Here is a 16,535-nt window from a genome sequence, read left to right as displayed (position 1 = left end):
GGCGCCTCCTCGGCCTGAGGGGCGCCGCTCCCCAGCCGAGGACGCCGTGGGACGGGGCCGTCCGGCTCGGCGGGCCCACGCCCGCTCCGGACGCCCCGTCCACCCCGCCCCTGCGCCCGGCCGCCCCCGCGTACGCGGCCGACGTCGACCGTGGCCGTGCCGCCGCGGCCGTGGGGATCGCCGCCGACCTCGACCCGGCGCTGCCCCGTGGTCCGGTGGCGCTCGCGTGGTTCGACCTCGGCCGACGGTCGGACTCCACCGGCCCGGCTGACCCGATGCCGACCGGCACTTCCTCGGTAGGCCGGGCCGTCGAGGGTGCGGAAGCGACGACTCCCGTCACGGCTGCGCGGCCGGTCGCCTCCTCGGCATCCGCCCGTGCGGCCGGTTCGGCCGATCCGACCTCGGCGGACACGGTGACGAACCGGCCTGCGGTGGCTGATCGGTCGCGGACCGCCCCGGCCGTCGCGACGACGATCGGCTATGCGGCACACCGACCGACGCCGAGCCGACCCGGGCAGGAGCCCGCCCCGATGGAGGCACGGCCCGCCACAGCAACACCTTCACCGTCCCCGCACATCTTTTTTGATGTGCCCACATCAAAAAAGATGTGGGCCGCGCAGAGCGACACCGCTCTCACGGACCCGGAGGCCGGGTCGACCGCGGCTGAGGCCCTGTCTTCGGAGCAGGCAGGTACGCCTGCATTCGAGCGCGTCAAGACGGACGACCCTGCCATTCGAACGGATCCGCCGCGAGCGGAGACGACCCACCCGGACACCGTGCGCCACGACGCAGGCACAGCGGTGGCGACCACGCGTGCACCGCGGCTCTGCGCTACGGATCAGGGTGACGCCGAGCGCCATTCTGCTGCGAACCCCGACGTCGGTCGAGCTCCGAGCCATGACCCGTGGACGTCGCCGTTCACCCCGGCGCACGTGGTGCCGGCGGCACGCCCACCCGCTGTCGCCGGCCGGTTCGCACCGGGCGAAGACGGTCCCGCGGGCGGGCATGCCGACGGCGCCCCGGCACCGTCGGTGGTCGCCGCGCCGTGGCCCCGGCTCACTGGCCGGGAGCCGGGCCGTGAACAGCAACCCGGTCCTTGGCCCGAGCTGCTCGACGACGCCGAACTGTGGGCCGTCCCGGCGCCGACCCGCACCGACCCCGACCGCATCCGTGTGCGGCAGAGCCAACAGGAGGGCAGGCCGTGGAACGCATAGCCTTTCTCGTCGACGCCACCGGCGAGCGCATCGACTGCCTGGTCAACCCCGAGACCCTGGTGGTACGGCGGCTCGCCGGGGTGCGCCCCGCGGCGCTGCCCGGGGCGGTGGTCGGCACCGGCGTGGACGACGCGCTGCTGTTCACCGGCGGCGGCCGCACCGAACTGGTCCTGGACCTGCTGTTCGATGTGGACCTGGTCGAGCAGGCGCACCGGCCCGACGACGTACGCCGGCTCACCGGGCGGCTGTGGCAGCTGGCCGAGAACGGGCAGGGCCGCCCGCCGCTGGTGCGCCTGGTCTGGGGCAAGACGTGGAACCTGCCCGGCGTGGTGGTGAACGTGGCCGAGCGCCTGGACGCCATCGACGCCACCGGCACCCCGCGGCGCTCATGGCTGCGGCTCAAGCTGGTCCGCAGCGAGGGCGAGCCCGCCGCGCCGCCCGCCCCGACGGCGGCCAGCGCGGTGCAGGCCACCGGCGACGGCTCCGACGGCGGCGGCGCACGGTTCGACCTGCTTGCCGCCGAGGCGCTCGGCGACCCGACCAGGTGGCGGGAACTCGCCGAGCACAACGGCATCGACAACCCCCTGGCCGTACGCGCCGGGTCCGTGCTCGGAGTCCCGTCATGATCATTCCTGTCGTGTCGGTGCGCCTGGACGGCGCGCCCGTGCCGGGCCGGGTCCTGTCGGCCCGCGTCACCCAGCGCATCGGCCTGCCCGCCCAGGCCGAACTCACCATGCACACGCCCACGGGCTGGCCGTTCGGGGCACGCCTGGAACTCGACGTCGACGGCGAACCGCTGTTCGACGGCGAGATCGGCACCGTCGAACTGACCCGCGGTCCGGGCTCGGAGACCGGCTGGACCGTCGTCGCCCACGACCTGCTGCACCGCCTGCGTGCCAGGCAGCGGCCGCGGGTCTTCACCGGCGTGACCCTGGCCGACCTGGCCCGCGAACTCACCGCCGGACTGGGCCTGACGGTGCGCTGCCCCGACCCGGGACCGGCGCTGGAGCGGCTGCTGCAGCACCGGGCCACCGACTGGGACCTGCTCGCCCGCACCGCCGCCCGGCTCGGCCGGTACCCGGTGCTCGACGGGCGGACCCTGGTCCTGGAGACGCTGCGGCCGCAGGGGCCCGCGCTGCCGCTCAAGGTCGGCGACACGCTTTGGCGGTGCCGCGTCGAGGGGCACTCGGACCGGGCCGTCGGGGCTGTGGCCACCTTCGGCTGGCACCCCGGCGGCGAGTTCACCACCGGCCGGGCCGGCGCGCCCGGATACCGGCCGGGGCCTGCTGTTTCGCCGCCCGGACTCGGTGGCGACGGTGACCGGGCGCTCATCGACCAGCCCGCCGGCCTGCAGGCCGAAGCCGCCCAGGCGGCCCTGGACCGGGCTGCGGCGCGCGTGCTGTGCGTCAGCGGCACCGCCCAGGGCGACCCGGCGCTGCGGCCCGGCCGCGCGGTCGAGATCGCGGGCGTCGGCGACGCCGTCGACGGGATCTATCCGGTGTGCATGGCCGTGCACACGATCGACGCCGACGGCTACCGCACGGTGTTCGGCACCGAACCTCCGGAAGGCCCCGCACAGCCCAGCGCCGCCGCGATCGCCCTGGGCCGGGTCACCGGCGTCGACGATCCCGACGGCCGCGGCCGGGTCCAGGTGACCCTGCCCGGCCACGGCGACCTCGACCTCGGCTGGCTGCCCGTGCTGTGCCCCGGGGCCGGGCCCGGCAAGGGCATCGTCGCCCTGCCCGACCCCGACGACCTGGTCGTGCTCGCCCTGCCGCACGAGGACCCGGCCGAAGCGATCGTGCTCGGCGCGGTCTTCGGCGCGCAGTCGCCGCCTGACAGCGGCGTGTCCGGCGGGCGGGTACGCCGGTGGAGCCTGCACAGCCCCGAAGGGCAGAAGGTCCTCGTCGACGACACCGACAAGTCGATCACACTGTCCAATGCCGACGGCAGCTCCCTCGAACTCGCCCCCGGCAAGGTCCGGCTGCTGGCCCGCACCGACCTGGTCATCGAAGCCCCCGGGCACCGGATGACCATCCGCGCCGCCAACGTCGACTTCGAGCGCGCGCTCATCCCCGGGCTACCCACCGAGGTGATCCCGGGATGAGACTCATCGACTCGTCGTCCGATGTGCGCTGCGACCACGACGGCAAGGTGACCAACAACCCGTCCCAGCACTGGGTCGAGATCGCCGGCAACCCGGTGCTGGTCGACGACGACCCGCAGGGCCGCGCCGTCGCCCGCTGCCCCAACATCGGCGCGACCATGAAGCCCTGCGTGAAGACCCTGCGCGTGTTCACCGGCTACAGCGACTGGATCCGCATCGACGGCGACGCCGTGGTCCTCGACAGCCTCGACGGCCTCACCGACGGCACCGTGCCCGGCACCGTCCACTACCGCGTACGCATCCCCGGCCAGACCTTCGTGGAGGCGACCTCATGACCCCGACCTCACTGCGCTTCAGCGAAGGCGACGGCATCGTCACCTCCGCCGCCGGCCGGGTCGCGCTCGTCCACGGCGACGACGCCATCCGCCAGGCCATCATCCTGCTGCTCGGCACCGTGCCCGGCGAGCGTCTGATGCGTCCCGAGTACGGCTCCCACCTGCACCGGCTGTTGTTCGCGCCCAACGACCAGACCACCGCGGGCCTGGCCATCCACTACGTGCGCCACGCCCTCGAACGCTGGGAGCCGCGCATCGACATCGAGCAGGTCGACGCCGACCCGGACCCCGACAACGCGTCCCGGCTCAACGTGCACCTGCGCTACCGGGTCCGGCAGACCCTCGCAGCCGGCGTCCTCGACTACCCCATCGACCTCGGAGAACCGTCATGATCCCCGTGCCGAACCTCGACGACCGCAGATTCGACGACCTGGTCGCCGAAGCCCGCGACCGGGTGCGCCGCTCCTGCCCGGACTGGACCGACCTGTCCGTCCACGACCCCGGCGTCGCCCTGCTGGAGGCGTTCGCGTACCTGACCGAGGTCATGCTGTACCGGCTCAACCGGCTGCCCGAGAAGGCGTACCTGGAGTTCCTGAACCTGCTCGGCGTCACCCGCCGCCCGCCCGCCGCCGCCTGGGCGGAGCTGACGTTCACCCGCACCGGCGCCGACACCGGCCGCATCGCCATCCCGGCGGGCACCCGGGTCGCCGCCGCGCGCGGTGCGGACCCGCAGCCGGTCCTGTTTACCACCACCGTCCCGGCCGTCATCGCCGAGGGCGAGACCGAGACGCGGGTACGCGCCTACCACTGCGAACTCGTCGACGGCGAACTGCTCGGCCTCGGCACCGGCCTGCCCGGCCTGGTCCTGCGCGCCGACCGGGCACCGCTGGCGACCACCGGCGAGCCCTTGGAGGTGCTGCTCGGCGTGCAGACGACCGGGCCGGTCACCGGCGCGGCCCGCGAGTACGACGGCCGCACCTTCGAGATCTGGCAGCGCGTCGAGACGTTCGCCGGGCTCGGCCCCGCCGACCGGGCGTACCTGCTCGACCCGGCCGCGGGCACGGTCACGTTCGCGCCCGCCCTCGACGGCGGCACCGTGCCCGGAGCCGTTCCGGCCGCCCACCGCGAGATCCGGCTCTGGTACCGCGTCGGCGGCGGCGCGTCCGGCAACGTCGCCGCGAACACGCTCACCGCGCTGCGCGACCAGATCCCGGGGCTGCGGGTCACCAACGCCGAGGCCGCACGGGGCGGCCGGGACATCGAGCAGGTCGACGCCGCCGCGCGCCGGGGGCCGTACGAGCTGTTCAGCCTGCACCGCGCCGTCACCGCCCGCGACTTCGAACTGCTCGCCACCGCCGGGTCCCCGGCCGTCGCCCGCGCCCGCGCGTTCACCCGCGCGTCCATGTGGTCGTTCGCCCGCCCCGGTGAGGTCGAGGTGACCCTGGTGCCGTTCGTGCCCGAGGCGGCCCGGCCCGGCTGGCGGCTGCCCGTCGCCGCCCTCGCCGAACGCCAGCTCGACGAGGTGCGCCTGCACACCCAGGCCGACCTGGACCGCCGCCGCGCCCTCGGCACCTCGGTCACCACCACCTGGGCCCGCTACAAGTCCGTCGCCGTCAAGGGCCGGGTCGTCGTCGGCCGCCAGGAAGACGTCGACGCCGTACGCCGCCGCATCCACGACCGCCTGCACCAGACCATCAGCCCGCTGCCCGCCCCCGCGACCGTCGAGGGCTGGTCCTTCGGCGAGCCGCTGCGGGCCTCCAACGTGTACCGGATCCTGGAGCAGGCCGAACCCGGCGTGCGCTACGTCGACGACGTGCGCTTCGTGCTCGAACACGCGCCCAGCCGCGACGTCACCTCGATCGCCGCCGACGGCTACCAGCCCGGCACCTGGTACGCCGGCGGCGGCGAGCAGGTCTTCCGGTCCACCAACGACGGTGAGGGCTGGGAGCTGGTCACCGTATTCGCGGGTGAAGTGGTGCGCCAGGTCGTGCCCGCGCCGGTGTCCGACCGGCCCGGTGTCGTGGCCCGCCCCGGCGCGGTCGCCGTCGTCACGAACTCCGACGAAGGCGGCTCGTGCGTGCACGTCTCCGCGGACCTGGGCGAGACGTGGCGCAAGCTCACCGAGATCGACGCCGTAGTACTGGAGGCGGCGTGGATCGACCGCGAGGAGGCGGTGTCGCTGCTGCTGGCCACCGACGTCGGCCTGTACGAGATGTCGCTGCTCGACGGCGCGGTCCCGCTGCAGATCATCGTCGACGCCAAGGACCAGGACCGCGGCTTCAACTCGGTGCGCACGTTCGTGTCCGAACGCGGCGTGTGGGGCGTGGCCCTGGCCGCCGAGACCACCTACGGCGTTTACCTGTCCACGGCGGGCGGGCGTCAGGGCACCTTCGCCCACGTCGGCCTCAACGGCGTCGACACCCGTGCCCTGTCCGTGCAGCTCGACGGGCCCGACACCATCCTCTGGGTCGGCACCGGCACCACCGACCCGCGCAAGCCCGGCAAGGGCTGCTACCGGGCCCGGCTGTTCGAAGCCGACGTGCGCTGGCAGGAGCTGTCCGCCGGGTGGACCGGCGGCACCTGCTGGGGCCTGGACTTCGTCGACGGCACCGCGTACGCCGCCAGCCAGAGCGGGGGAGTGCTGCAGCTGGACACCACGGCCGCCGCGCCGCAGTGGGAGTCCCCGTCGGTCAACTGCGGTCTGCCGCTGCGCGACCGCACCCGGTTCGAACCCGTGCGCACCATCGCCGGCGGCAGTCACGTGTTCGCCGGCGGCAACCGGGGCACGCACGTCGTCGCCGCTCCCGGCCAATGGCGTTCGGCCGCCGACATCGAACTGCGCCAGCTCGTCACCATCCCGCCCACCTGGCTGCTCGTGTCCGGTGAGCACGACATCGAGGTGGTGACCGAAGATGCGCCGTGACGCGATCGCCGCGCTGCTGCCCGCCGCCTACCAGCGGGCCATGCACCCGACCGGGGTGCTGTGGGCGCTGCTCGACGTGATGGAGGGCCTGCACTCCTCCGGTGAGGCCCGCTTGTCCACCGTCGAGGACCTGTTCCACCCGTACCGCTGCCCGCCCCAGCTGGTGCCGTTCCTGGCCCGCTGGGTCGCCGTCGACCACCTCGGCCACGGCCGGGACCTGGTCGCACACGGCACCGCCCTGGCCCAGTCCCGGGGCACCCGCGAAGGACTGCGGGCCGCGGTGACCCTGGCCACCGGCCTGACCGACATCGAGATCGAGGAGTCGGCCGACCGGCCGTTCCACCTGATCGTCCGCATCCCCGCGGGCAGCGACCTGCTCGAACGCGTCCGGCACATCGTCGAGCTGGACAAGCCTGCCGCCACCACCTTCGAAATGGGAGAACTGCCATGACCGCCGACAAGACCGAGAAGTGGGTCATCACCACCGCGACCCCGGAGGTGACCCTCGGCCAGGACCGCGCCGCCGAGGTCACCTTCACCATCACCAACCAGTCCCGCCGCACCGGTCGGCCCGGGATCGACTTCCACACCGGCCAGGACACCGACGCGTCCTGGTTCACCGTGGAGGAGTACCCGCGCCCGAAGCCCGGCGCGACCGCGCCCCTCGTCGTGAAGATCAACGTTCCGCAGGCGGCCCCGGCCGGGCGCTACGAGTTCCAGGCCCGGCTCACCCCGCCGCTGACCCTCGGCGCGCAGCGCGACGCCGAACTGTCCGACGCCCCCGAGGAAACCTCGGTCCTCAGCCGCCGCGTCGCCGTCGTCGTGCCCGCCCCGCCGGCCCCGGAGAAGAAGCCGTTCCCGTGGTGGATCGTGGTTGCCGCCGCGCTCGCGGTCCTCGTCATCGGCGTCATCACCTGGGTCGTCTGGCCCGAGGGCGAGCAGGCCACCACGACTCCGCAGCCCACGGCGTCGGCGACACCCGCGGCGTCGGCCAGCCCCGTTCCGGTGGAACTGGTCGCCGTGCCGAAACTGATCGGGCTGCCGCCCGCCGATGCCAAGGCCGCCCTGGCCAAGGCCGGGTTCGTGGCAGGCACTGTCCAGTTCGGCTGGGACAACTCCCGCGGCCCCGGTGCCGTCACCCGGCAGTCCCTGCCCGGCGGCGCGACCGCGGCCAAGGGCAGCACCGTCGACCTCGGTATCTCCGCCGCCGCCGCCAAACCCGTCATCTCCCAGCCGGTCACCAACTCCAGCGTCCCGCCGAACCGCATGCCGACCCTCGTGTGGACCCAGCCCGACTCGTGGCCGGTCCGCTGGCTGATCACCGTCCAGATCGAACGCTGCACCAAGTCCGCGTTCGGCGAGGTCTGCCAGCCCACCCCCGCCGTGTCCAGCCAGATCGCCACCGCGCGCGAGTTCACCCCGGCGATGCCGACGCTCAACTACAACACCGTCAACAACGTCCGCGACAACGGCTGGGTGTTCGTCAACGTCCAGGTCCTCGACGACTACGGCACCGCGACCGAGGCCGGGACCGTGCGCGTCTACCTGGAGCACTGACATGCCCGCCTTGACCCGAGGACAGAAGATCCTCGCCGCGGTCGCGGTGCTGATCGTCGCGCTGTTCGTCACCGGCGTCGCCACCGCCGACGACGGCACGATGACCGATCCGACCGACAACGCCCTGGTCCAGACCCTCGGCGACTGGTTCGGCGACCCCGACCCCGTCGACCCGGCGGACCTGTCCGCACCCTGCCTGACCGACGGTGTGCTCGTCGTCGAGACCGGCTGCGTGCTCACCGTCGCCGCCGCCGACAGCGACCTGCGCGAAGTCGAACTGCGCCCCGACGGGCCGCTGCGCCTGGTCACCCGCGCCCCACACGACGACACGACCCTCGACCGCGACGTGCCGGCGGGCGAGCCGATCCGCGTCGCCGTGGACGACCAGGGCGTCGACATCACCCTGACCTGCGACAAGTGCACCGTCACCCTGGGAGGAAGCGATGGATAGGCTCCGCACTCCGTTCTTCTTCGTCGCCCTGGTCGCGCTCGGCCTCGTCGTCGCCGTCGAGACCGGCAGCTCACTGCTGCTCGGCCTCACGAGCCCGGCACTGGGCACCGCCGCCGAACTCGGCGCCGACGTGCCACCGGGCGTCGCGGAACGACCCGGCGGCATCGCCATCAGCTACCTCGCCCTCATCGACGTGGTGCTGCTCGGCACGGCCGTGCTCATGGGCGTGGCGATCCTGGCCTCCAAGCGGCTGCATGCCCGCGCGCAGGGTGTGGCCACCCTGGTCGGGGCGATCATCCTGATCATCACAGCGCTGGTGCTGCTGTTCGTCGCCATCGCCAAGCTGATCCTGATGGTGTCGCTGCTGCTGGCGTTCCCGTTCGGCACGATCGTCTACCTGATCCTGTTCGGATCATTCCCGCGCGGCGAGGCGGCCACGGTGCTGTCGCTGATCATGTTCCTGAAGGTGGTCGCGATCGCCTGCCTGATCATCGCGCAGCAGCGCTTCCTGCAGAACAAGGGCCTTGTCGCCATGATGATCACATCGCTGCTCGGCAACGTCGTCGCCGTGTTCCTGCACGGGATCGTGCCCGGGATCCTGGTCAGCATCACCGACGCCATCGCCGGCATCGTCTTCGCGATCGTCGGGATCGTGTGGGCGATCATCCTGCTCGTCGGGTCCGTCCCGGCGATCGTCCGGGCGGTGCAGGTCACCGTCGAGAGCAGCAAGCAGCTCAAAGCCGCCGCGGCCACCTGAGCCGCGGACCCGGGTTCGCGTGCCCGGCGACACCGGGGCCCCGACACGCGAACCAGGCGGTGGCGCGGCCTGCCGACGGCAGGCGGGCCGCGCCACCGCTCCCGCGCGGGCAAAGGTCGGCTCGACAACGGCTACATCTATTTTGATGTGCCCACATCAAAATAGATGTAGCCGCGTTCGCTGCATGGCACGTCCGAGGAGCCGACCGGAGGGTGCGTGCCGGCATCCTGGGCGACCCGGCCCGAAAATATCCCAGGGCCCTCGTAAGATCCGCCGCGGCGACGACCTGCCCGGCCGCGGGTGGTCAGGGCCACTCGGCGGCGACGGTACGGGGGACAGGGTGGGCGGATCGAGCGACGCGCTGGGCGTCCGGCGGATGGTCCGACAGTACGCGGTCCCCGAGTGGATGATCGCCGAGTGCGCCGAGGCGCGCGAGCGCGGAGACTGGCGGGCCGCGTGCGAGGCGGCCCGGGTGACGGTCGACATCGACGATGCCGGCCCGGTCGCGGACCTGCTGGCCGGGTTCGCGCCCGACCTGCTCCGATGGCATCTGCCACGTTCGGGCAGCGGGACGGCAGGCCTGTCCGCCGGGTTGACGTACCTGCTGGCGCCGGACGGGCCGGTGACCCCGGACAGCGCCGTGCTCGTGGTCCGGTCGCCGGAGTGGGTGACCGGCTCGCAGCGGCTCACCGTGCAGGCGAGGCGCGCCGGTGACCTGGAAGAGACTCCGGTCTACCCGCTCGCGCCGTATCTGTGGGACGCCCGGCGGGTCGGCGAGCTGCGTGACGTGCTGCGCCGCGCCGATCCGTCGTTCGCGGTTCGTGAGCTGCGCCGGCTCACGGCCCAGTTCGGCCACCGGTCGTACCGGCTGCGCGGCGACGAGAGCAGGCTGAAGCGGTACTACCACAGGAAGGTGTACCTGGAGGCGGCTGGTGATCGTCACCGGTTGGCCTGCGCTGAACCGGCTCCACCACGGCCGGGGTCGATCGGCGTGGACCTCTGCCTGCATCCCATGTTGCTGCGCCCGCCCGTCGACCTGGAGCTGATCGGGCACGACCGGATCGGCGTCGCGGAGCTGCATCCCTTGGTGCGAGCGGCGCTGTTCCCCGCCGCTGGTGCCGAGACCCGCCCCGTTGCGACGTCCATGGTTCCCGCCGGGTTCTGGAAGGAGGAGCGCATCCGGGTGCGGTGCGGCCGGCAGTGGCACTGGATCAGCATGCGGGACGGGCAGGTCGAACTGCTCCACCACGACGGGGCCGAGCGGCGGCGCGAGCACGCCCTTCGCGCCTTCGGTGGGACGATACGCGGCTGCTTCCAGGCCGAACTCGGCTGGCTCGACGGTGACGACGCCGCGCCGAAGCGGCTGCGGGAGCACCGCCACGATCTGTGGCGGCGGATGGAGCACGGCGGCAGCCGGGTCGTGCGCGCGCTGCTCGACGCGGGCATGAACCCGCACGTACGCGACGGTCAGGGCCGGACGCTGCTGCACCGGATGCACATGTTCGAGCACGACGAGGAACTGCTGCCGCGCCTGCTCGCCGCCGGGCTGGACGTGAACGCCCTCAGCCGGCGGGGCTGGACGCCGATGGCTGAGGCGCTGGTCCATGCGGCGCCGATCGACCTGCTCGTGGCGTTGAACGCCGCGGGCGGGTACCCGCAGCTGTCGCTCACGGACCCCGAGCACTGGCCAGACCCGGCCGGTTGACCGGTCAGATCTCGTCGAGCCAGATCACGATGCCGGTCAGCTGGTGCAGCACGGCGGTGACCCCGGCGCGGATCGCGGCCGCGCAGCGCTCAGGTGTGAACGTCGCCGGGTCGTAGGTCGAGGACATGCCGAGTCCTTCGCCGCGGAACGACGCCCCGGACCAGTCGACGGCGGTGACGTTGCCGGTGGGCTCGGCGAGTTCCGCCCCGACGACGAGGAACTGCTGGTCGAGGTGGCTCGCGGTGACCAGCGCCAGCGGGTCGATGAGGTCGTTGCCGGCGCTGACGACGAGGTCCGGTCTCAGGTCTATGGCGCGCACGATGCTGGGCACGAGGTCGTGCGCGTCGGCCGCGGTGACGGTACGCAGGTCGACCTCCTCGTCGTCGGCCCATTGCCGGACCGCGGTGGCCAGTGCCTTGGTCGGTGCGTCGGATCCGCTGGTGAGCAGCACCACGCGGTAGCCCTCCGACGGGTGTACCCCGGCCCAGGAGCCGGGCCGTGGCGTGATGGTCGATTCCGGGGCGGGCCGCGCGGACGGGTCGACGAAGCCGGGGCCGGGGCTGCCGACGGGGTGGGGTGCGGGGTGCGGCTGTGTCCAGTCGTCACCGGAACCGCAGCCGGCCGTCAGGGCGACGGCCAAGGCGGCCGCCGCGGCGAGGGCCGCGCGAAACGTGGGGCGCAAGGTGATCGTGCTCCAGGGTGGGTGGTGCCTTCGTGCCCCGTATTCCTACCGCAGAGATGCCCGCCGGCCAGCGCGTCTCGTCGGGTTCTGGGCGATTGTTCGCGGTCGGTTCGCCGGTGGTCGGTCCGGTGTTCACCGTCGGCGGGCAGCGTGCACTCGCCAGCACCGAAGGAGCACCATGTCAGACCGTTTACGCAGGACCATCGTCGCCGCCGCCGGGATCGCCGCGGCGGCTTTCGCATTTCTGAGCGCCGCGCCCGCCCAAGCCCACGGGTTCAGCTCGACCGTGTACGCCGACGTCACGGCGGGTGACGCCGGGCACGCGCGCACCGCACTGGAGCTGGAGTACGACCTGCTCGTCGTCTCCGCCGCCGACGAGCGCCACGACGACGGCCTCTTCCAGGCGGGCACCGCCGCGTTCGAGGCCCGTGATACCGCCGGGCAGGCCGCGGCGCTCGACGCGCACCGGGCGGCGGCCGTCGGCTATGTCACGGACCGGTTCGCGGTCTCCTCCGGTGGGGGAGCGTGCACGCCGACGCAGGCGGGCGGGTTCTCGATCGGGGAGCGCGACGGGGTGCCGTACGCGCGGCTGCTGCTGGACTGGGCCTGCCCGGACGGCGACGGCCACGAGGTGCGCAGCGCGCTGTTCCCCGACGGGGAGCAGTACGTCAAGGACACCAAGACGATCGTCACCTACCACCTCGACGGGCACACCGGCAGTGCGGCACTCGACGCGGGCACACCGTCGTTCTCGACCGCGCAGTCGTGGTACCAGCGGTTCTGGGAGTTCTTCAGCCTCGGGGCGGAGCACCTGCTGGGCGGCATCGACCACATCCTGTTCCTGCTGGCGCTGATCGCCGGCTCGCGGCGGGTGCGCGAGATCGTGCTCGCCGCGACCAGCTTCACCCTCGCGCATTCGGTGACGTTCATGCTGGCCGCACTCGGTGTGGTCGCGGTGCCCGCGATCGTGGTGGAGCCGGTGATCGCGTTGTCGATCGCGGTCGTCGCCGGCTGGCACCTGTGGCGGCTGCGCCGCGGCGGCGGTCAGGTCCTGGAGCTGCCCGCGTCGGGTGGCCGGCTGGGCCTGGACCGGGCGGGCCGGCTGCGGCTGGGTGTCGTGTTCGTGTTCGGGCTGGTGCACGGTCTCGGGTTCGCGGGTGCGCTCGGCATCGACGAGGCGTGGTCGTGGACGCTGCTGTGGTCGCTGCTGGTGTTCAACGTCGGCATCGAAGTGGTTCAGCTCGCGGTCATCGCGGTGGTGTTCCCGCTGCTGTCGGTGCTGCGCCGGCGCAATCCCGTGGCGGGCCGGTGGGCGACAGGGCTCATTTCGGGCGGGGTGGCCGTGATGGGGCTGATCTGGTTCATGCAGCGCCTGACCGGCCAGTGATCTTATTAGTAAGGCTAACTAACTTGTGCGGCGAATTCACTCCCGGTTCACCACGCCGGACGAGCGTGAGGACGCTTCACCAGTTCAGGGGCGCTTTCGGGCGCTCCCTCGGCAAAGGAACGGAACATTGAGCAACAAGACACGGGCCCCCGGGCTTGTGCGGCGCCGCCTGGCCGTCGGGGCCACCGCCGCACTGCTCGGCGCGGCCGTGGCCGTCGGTAGCGGACTGGGCACGGCCGCCTCGGCCGCCGACCCGGTGAGCCTCACCGGCGTCATCCTCGGCGTCGGCGCCGACGAGTCCCAGCGCGTCCTCACCTGGTACTCCTCGGCCGACACCGCGCAGAAGGTCCAGCTCGCCCCGACCGCCGCGCTCGTGAACGGCGAGTTCCCGGCGACGGCCGCCGCGTTCGACGCCATCGGCGGCGCGAACATCGCGACCAGCGGCGGCTACAACCGCCACGCGACCATCACCAGCCTGAAGGAGAAGACCCGGTACTCCTACCGGGTCGGCGGCGACGGCGCGTGGTCGCCGACGTACTCCTTCCAGACGCAGGACTTCGAAGGCGACTACGACTTCCTGTTCTTCGGAGACCCGCAGATCGGCTCGTCCGGCGACACCCTGAAGGACCAGGCGGGCTGGGAGGAGACCCTCAAGGTCGCCACCGCGGCCAACCCGAACGCCGAGCTGCTGGTCTCCGGCGGCGACCACGTCGAGTCGGCCAACAACGAGTCCCAGTGGACCTCGTTCCTGGCCCCCGACCAGCTGCGCCAGTACCCGGTGGTGGCGACGATCGGCAACCACGACGTCGGCGGCAAGGCCTACGAGCAGCACCACTTCACCCCGAACACGGACCGCTCGGCCCCGTACTACGACAACGGCAACCCGGCCGGCACCAAGTCCGGTGGCGACTACTGGTTCGTGTACAAGGACGTGCTGTTCATCGACATCAACAGCAACAGCTACGCGGTGCCCGCCGGTGGCGGCAACGTGGGCGACTCGGCCCACGTCGCCTACATCACCGACGTCATCAACAAGCACGGCGCGCAGGCCAAGTGGAAGGTGCTGGTCTACCACCACTCCATCTACTCCCCGGCCAGCCACGCCACCGACACCGACAACAAGGACCGGCGTGAGCACTTCACGACCGCGTTCTCGCAGCTCGGCATCGACATGGTGCTGCAGGGCCACGACCACAGCTACTCCCGCAGCTACGCCATCAAGAACGGCCAGAAGGCCAACCCGGACGAGCAGCCCGGCGCGGCCGAGGTGTTCCCCGGTCCGGGCGGCGTGATCTACGTGACGGCGAACTCGGCCTCGGGCTCGAAGTACTACGACATCAAGAAGCCCGACGCCACCGGCACCGGCATCCGGGGCAACGGCCCGGACCCGCTGAACCCGGACAGCTACTGGTACAACTCGGTGCAGAACCAGGAGCACGTGCGCAGCTACGTCAAGGTGCAGGTGCGGGCCGACAAGCTCGTCCTGGAGAACCTGCGCAGCGGCACGTGCGCCGCGCCGAACGCGTCGGTGGAGAAGGGCAGCTGGTGCTACAACACCAGCGAGGCGCAGCCGGTCGGCTCGATCGTCGACAAGGTGACCGTGCGTCCGTACCACGGCTCCGGCCAGGACGTGCAGGTCGCGGTGCCGAACCCGGCTCCGGGCGAGTTCGGCTGGACCATCGACGGTTACAACGGCCTGGTCGACCTGGGCACCGCGCAGGAGCGCAACGGCACCTTCTTCGAGGCCACCGGGAATATCAACCCGATCCTCGTGACGGACAGCCGCCGCTCGCTGGCCCCGTGGTCGATCTCGGCGAGCGCGGGCGAGTTCCGTGACGGCGACAAGACCTTCCCGGGCGCGTTCCTGGGCTGGACGCCGTTCCTGCTGGACGCGGGTGCCGGCGCGCAGCCGGGGGCCGCAGTGCTGTCGGCGTACGACGACCAGGGTCTCGGCCTGTCCGTCGCCCGTGGTCTGGCCGCCGCCGAGCAGGGCCACCCGCGTGGCTCGGCCAAGCTCGGCGCCGACCTGTCCCTGAAGATCCCGGACAGCGTCGCCAAGGGCAGCTACCGGGCCACCATCACGATCACCGCGCTGAGCAGCTGATCGTCAACCCATGACGGTGGGGCGGGCGTCCCGCGCCCGCCCCACCACCGAACCGATCCGAGGAACCACCGCAATGCGCACCTCCACCCGCCGTACAGCCGTCGCCGCCCTGCTCCGCACCACCGCTTTGGCGCTGCTCGCCGTCGGCGCGGTCGTCGGCCCGGGTGCCGGCCCGGCGCTGGCCGCCGACGGCGACGTCGCCTGGACCGTCCGGACCGCCTCCAACGGGTACGGCGCCGACAGGTCCAGCTACAGCTACGCGGTCAACCCCGGCGGCCGCGCCGACGACGCCCTCGTCGTCGCGAACCGCGGCACCACCCCGCTGAACCTCGCCGTGTACGCCGCCGACGGGTTCACCACCGGCACCGGCCAGCTCGACCTGCTCCCCAAGGACCAGAAGTCGACCGCCGTCGGCGTCTGGCTGCAGACCACCAGCCCGAACATCACCGTCGCGCCGGGCAAGACCGTCACCGTGCCGTTCGCCGTCACCGTGCCCGCCAACGCGACCCCCGGCGACTACGTCGGCGGCATCGTCACCTCGCTGACCCAGACCGACCAGGCGCAGACCATCAACGTCGACCGCCGCCTCGGCATCCGCGTCAAGCTGCGCATCAGCGGCGAACTCAAACCCAGCCTCGCGGTCGAGGACCTGCACGTCGACTACACCGGCTCCGCGAACCCGCTGGCCAAGGGCGACGCGACGGTCACGTACCGGATCCACAACACGGGCAACGCGGTGCTGTCGGCGCGGCAGGACGTGTCGGTCACCGGGCCGTTCGGCTGGCTGCGGGCCGACGCCGGGGACATCGCCGCGCCACCGCAGCTGCTGCCCGGTGAGAGCTGGACGGTCACCGCACCGGTGCACGGCGTCGCGCCCGCGACGAAGCTCACAGCGACCGCGACCCTCACTCCACTGCTCACCGATGCCTCCGGCTCCAGCACCGACCTCGAACAGGTCGAAGCCACCGGCGGCACCTGGGCGATGCCGTGGGCGCTGCTGATCCTGATCGTCGCGGTGGCCGCCGTGGTCGCCGTCGGGCTGGTCGGATCCCGCCGCAACCGCGCCCGGCGGCGGCAGCGCGAGGACGCCCGCGTCGAGCAGGCCGTCGAACAGGCCCTGCGCGACAAGCAGCGGTGAACCGGTCCCCGCGACGGCGGGTGTCCGGGCACGCTCCACCCAGAGCGTGCCCGGACACCCGCGGCGACGGGCCCGGCGGGCCGGCGCGGGCCCCCCGCGCCCCCCCCCCCGGCCCCCGCCCCGCGTCCGCGTTGCCGGGACCGGCTCAGCCGGTCGGCTCGGACTCCCGGCGGCG

At 72.7% G+C, this 16,535-nt stretch carries 15 protein-coding genes; 14 read left to right on the top strand and 1 reads right to left on the bottom strand.

The features are described 5' to 3' along the window. Positions 1-170: 170 nt before the first annotated feature. The 11 genes from AB0B66_RS22220 (at position 171) to AB0B66_RS22170 (ending at position 11,049) form a co-directional block, all read left to right on the top strand. On the top strand, positions 171-1,214 hold the full coding sequence (locus AB0B66_RS22220) for a hypothetical protein (RefSeq protein WP_360532869.1): 1,044 nt from the start codon (positions 171-173) through the stop codon (positions 1,212-1,214). Beyond that, complete coding sequence (locus tag AB0B66_RS22215; protein ID WP_360532866.1) at positions 1,202-1,840, top strand: hypothetical protein; 639 nt, start codon at positions 1,202-1,204, stop codon at positions 1,838-1,840. Before AB0B66_RS22220 ends, AB0B66_RS22215 begins: the two co-directional genes overlap by 13 nt. Continuing rightward, positions 1,837-3,321, top strand: a complete 1,485-nt coding sequence (locus tag AB0B66_RS22210) for a phage baseplate assembly protein V (RefSeq protein WP_360532863.1) — start codon at positions 1,837-1,839, stop codon at positions 3,319-3,321. Before AB0B66_RS22215 ends, AB0B66_RS22210 begins: the two co-directional genes overlap by 4 nt. Next, positions 3,318-3,656, top strand: a complete 339-nt coding sequence (locus AB0B66_RS22205) for a hypothetical protein (RefSeq protein ID WP_360532860.1) — start codon at positions 3,318-3,320, stop codon at positions 3,654-3,656. The genes AB0B66_RS22210 and AB0B66_RS22205 overlap by 4 nt, the downstream gene beginning before the upstream one ends. Continuing rightward, positions 3,653-4,048 carry a GPW/gp25 family protein gene (locus AB0B66_RS22200; RefSeq protein ID WP_360532857.1) on the top strand — a complete coding sequence of 132 codons (396 nt, stop codon included), beginning with the start codon at positions 3,653-3,655 and terminating at the stop codon, positions 4,046-4,048. Before AB0B66_RS22205 ends, AB0B66_RS22200 begins: the two co-directional genes overlap by 4 nt. After that, positions 4,045-6,579 carry a putative baseplate assembly protein gene (locus AB0B66_RS22195; protein WP_360532854.1) on the top strand — a complete coding sequence of 845 codons (2,535 nt, stop codon included), beginning with the start codon at positions 4,045-4,047 and terminating at the stop codon, positions 6,577-6,579. The genes AB0B66_RS22200 and AB0B66_RS22195 overlap by 4 nt, the downstream gene beginning before the upstream one ends. Next, the gene (locus tag AB0B66_RS22190) at positions 6,569-7,030 is read left to right on the top strand and encodes a phage tail protein (RefSeq protein WP_360532851.1); all 462 of its coding nucleotides are present in this window, start codon (positions 6,569-6,571) and stop codon (positions 7,028-7,030) included. Before AB0B66_RS22195 ends, AB0B66_RS22190 begins: the two co-directional genes overlap by 11 nt. Then, positions 7,027-8,136: a PASTA domain-containing protein gene (locus AB0B66_RS22185; protein WP_360532848.1), complete on the top strand. Its 1,110-nt coding sequence runs from the start codon at positions 7,027-7,029 to the stop codon at positions 8,134-8,136. The genes AB0B66_RS22190 and AB0B66_RS22185 overlap by 4 nt, the downstream gene beginning before the upstream one ends. 1 nt (position 8,137) lies before the next feature. Then, positions 8,138-8,587, top strand: coding sequence for a hypothetical protein (locus tag AB0B66_RS22180; RefSeq protein ID WP_360532845.1), 450 nt, complete (start codon positions 8,138-8,140; stop codon positions 8,585-8,587). After that, a complete protein-coding gene (locus tag AB0B66_RS22175; protein ID WP_360532842.1) occupies positions 8,580-9,344 on the top strand; it encodes a hypothetical protein in 765 nt (254 codons plus the stop codon). Before AB0B66_RS22180 ends, AB0B66_RS22175 begins: the two co-directional genes overlap by 8 nt. A 340-nt stretch (positions 9,345-9,684) precedes the next feature. Continuing rightward, positions 9,685-11,049 carry a hypothetical protein gene (locus AB0B66_RS22170; protein WP_360532839.1) on the top strand — a complete coding sequence of 455 codons (1,365 nt, stop codon included), beginning with the start codon at positions 9,685-9,687 and terminating at the stop codon, positions 11,047-11,049. A gap of 4 nt (positions 11,050-11,053) precedes the next feature. Here the strand turns inward: AB0B66_RS22170 and AB0B66_RS22165 are convergent, their stop codons facing one another. Continuing rightward, the gene (locus tag AB0B66_RS22165) at positions 11,054-11,731 is read right to left on the bottom strand and encodes a hypothetical protein (RefSeq protein WP_360532836.1); all 678 of its coding nucleotides are present in this window, start codon (positions 11,729-11,731) and stop codon (positions 11,054-11,056) included. Positions 11,732-11,909: 178 nt separating this feature from the next. On the opposite strand from AB0B66_RS22165, the gene AB0B66_RS22160 reads away from it, so the two are divergent. The 3 genes from AB0B66_RS22160 to AB0B66_RS22150 all read left to right on the top strand — a co-directional run bounded on the left by AB0B66_RS22160 (position 11,910) and on the right by AB0B66_RS22150 (position 16,360). Then, positions 11,910-13,118 carry a HupE/UreJ family protein gene (locus AB0B66_RS22160; RefSeq protein ID WP_360532833.1) on the top strand — a complete coding sequence of 403 codons (1,209 nt, stop codon included), beginning with the start codon at positions 11,910-11,912 and terminating at the stop codon, positions 13,116-13,118. Between the two features lie 127 nt (positions 13,119-13,245). After that, complete coding sequence (locus AB0B66_RS22155) at positions 13,246-15,222, top strand: metallophosphoesterase family protein (protein ID WP_360532830.1); 1,977 nt, start codon at positions 13,246-13,248, stop codon at positions 15,220-15,222. A 73-nt stretch (positions 15,223-15,295) separates the two neighbouring features. Further along, positions 15,296-16,360, top strand: a complete 1,065-nt coding sequence (locus tag AB0B66_RS22150) for a DUF916 domain-containing protein (protein WP_360532827.1) — start codon at positions 15,296-15,298, stop codon at positions 16,358-16,360. Positions 16,361-16,535 lie beyond the last annotated feature (175 nt).

Source organism: Catellatospora sp. NPDC049111, from assembly GCF_040648615.1.
GTDB classification, from domain to species: Bacteria; Actinomycetota; Actinomycetes; order Mycobacteriales; family Micromonosporaceae; genus Catellatospora; species Catellatospora aurea.
Note: the sequence above shows the minus strand (reverse complement) of the source record. Positions and strands in the feature narration are given on the sequence as shown.

What these genes read in the sequence shown, in the direction of transcription:
- AB0B66_RS22195 (WP_360532854.1), top strand. Translation starts at nt 4,045, where the DNA reads ATGATCCCCGTGCCGAACCTCGACGACCGCAGATTCGACGACCTGGTC.
- AB0B66_RS22200 (WP_360532857.1), top strand. Translation starts at nt 3,653, where the DNA reads ATGACCCCGACCTCACTGCGCTTCAGCGAAGGCGACGGCATCGTCACC.
- AB0B66_RS22210 (WP_360532863.1), top strand. Translation starts at nt 1,837, where the DNA reads ATGATCATTCCTGTCGTGTCGGTGCGCCTGGACGGCGCGCCCGTGCCG.
- AB0B66_RS22205 (WP_360532860.1), top strand. Translation starts at nt 3,318, where the DNA reads ATGAGACTCATCGACTCGTCGTCCGATGTGCGCTGCGACCACGACGGC.
- AB0B66_RS22150 (WP_360532827.1), top strand. Translation starts at nt 15,296, where the DNA reads ATGCGCACCTCCACCCGCCGTACAGCCGTCGCCGCCCTGCTCCGCACC.
- AB0B66_RS22160 (WP_360532833.1), top strand. Translation starts at nt 11,910, where the DNA reads ATGTCAGACCGTTTACGCAGGACCATCGTCGCCGCCGCCGGGATCGCC.
- AB0B66_RS22180 (WP_360532845.1), top strand. Translation starts at nt 8,138, where the DNA reads ATGCCCGCCTTGACCCGAGGACAGAAGATCCTCGCCGCGGTCGCGGTG.
- AB0B66_RS22190 (WP_360532851.1), top strand. Translation starts at nt 6,569, where the DNA reads ATGCGCCGTGACGCGATCGCCGCGCTGCTGCCCGCCGCCTACCAGCGG.
- AB0B66_RS22175 (WP_360532842.1), top strand. Translation starts at nt 8,580, where the DNA reads ATGGATAGGCTCCGCACTCCGTTCTTCTTCGTCGCCCTGGTCGCGCTC.
- AB0B66_RS22185 (WP_360532848.1), top strand. Translation starts at nt 7,027, where the DNA reads ATGACCGCCGACAAGACCGAGAAGTGGGTCATCACCACCGCGACCCCG.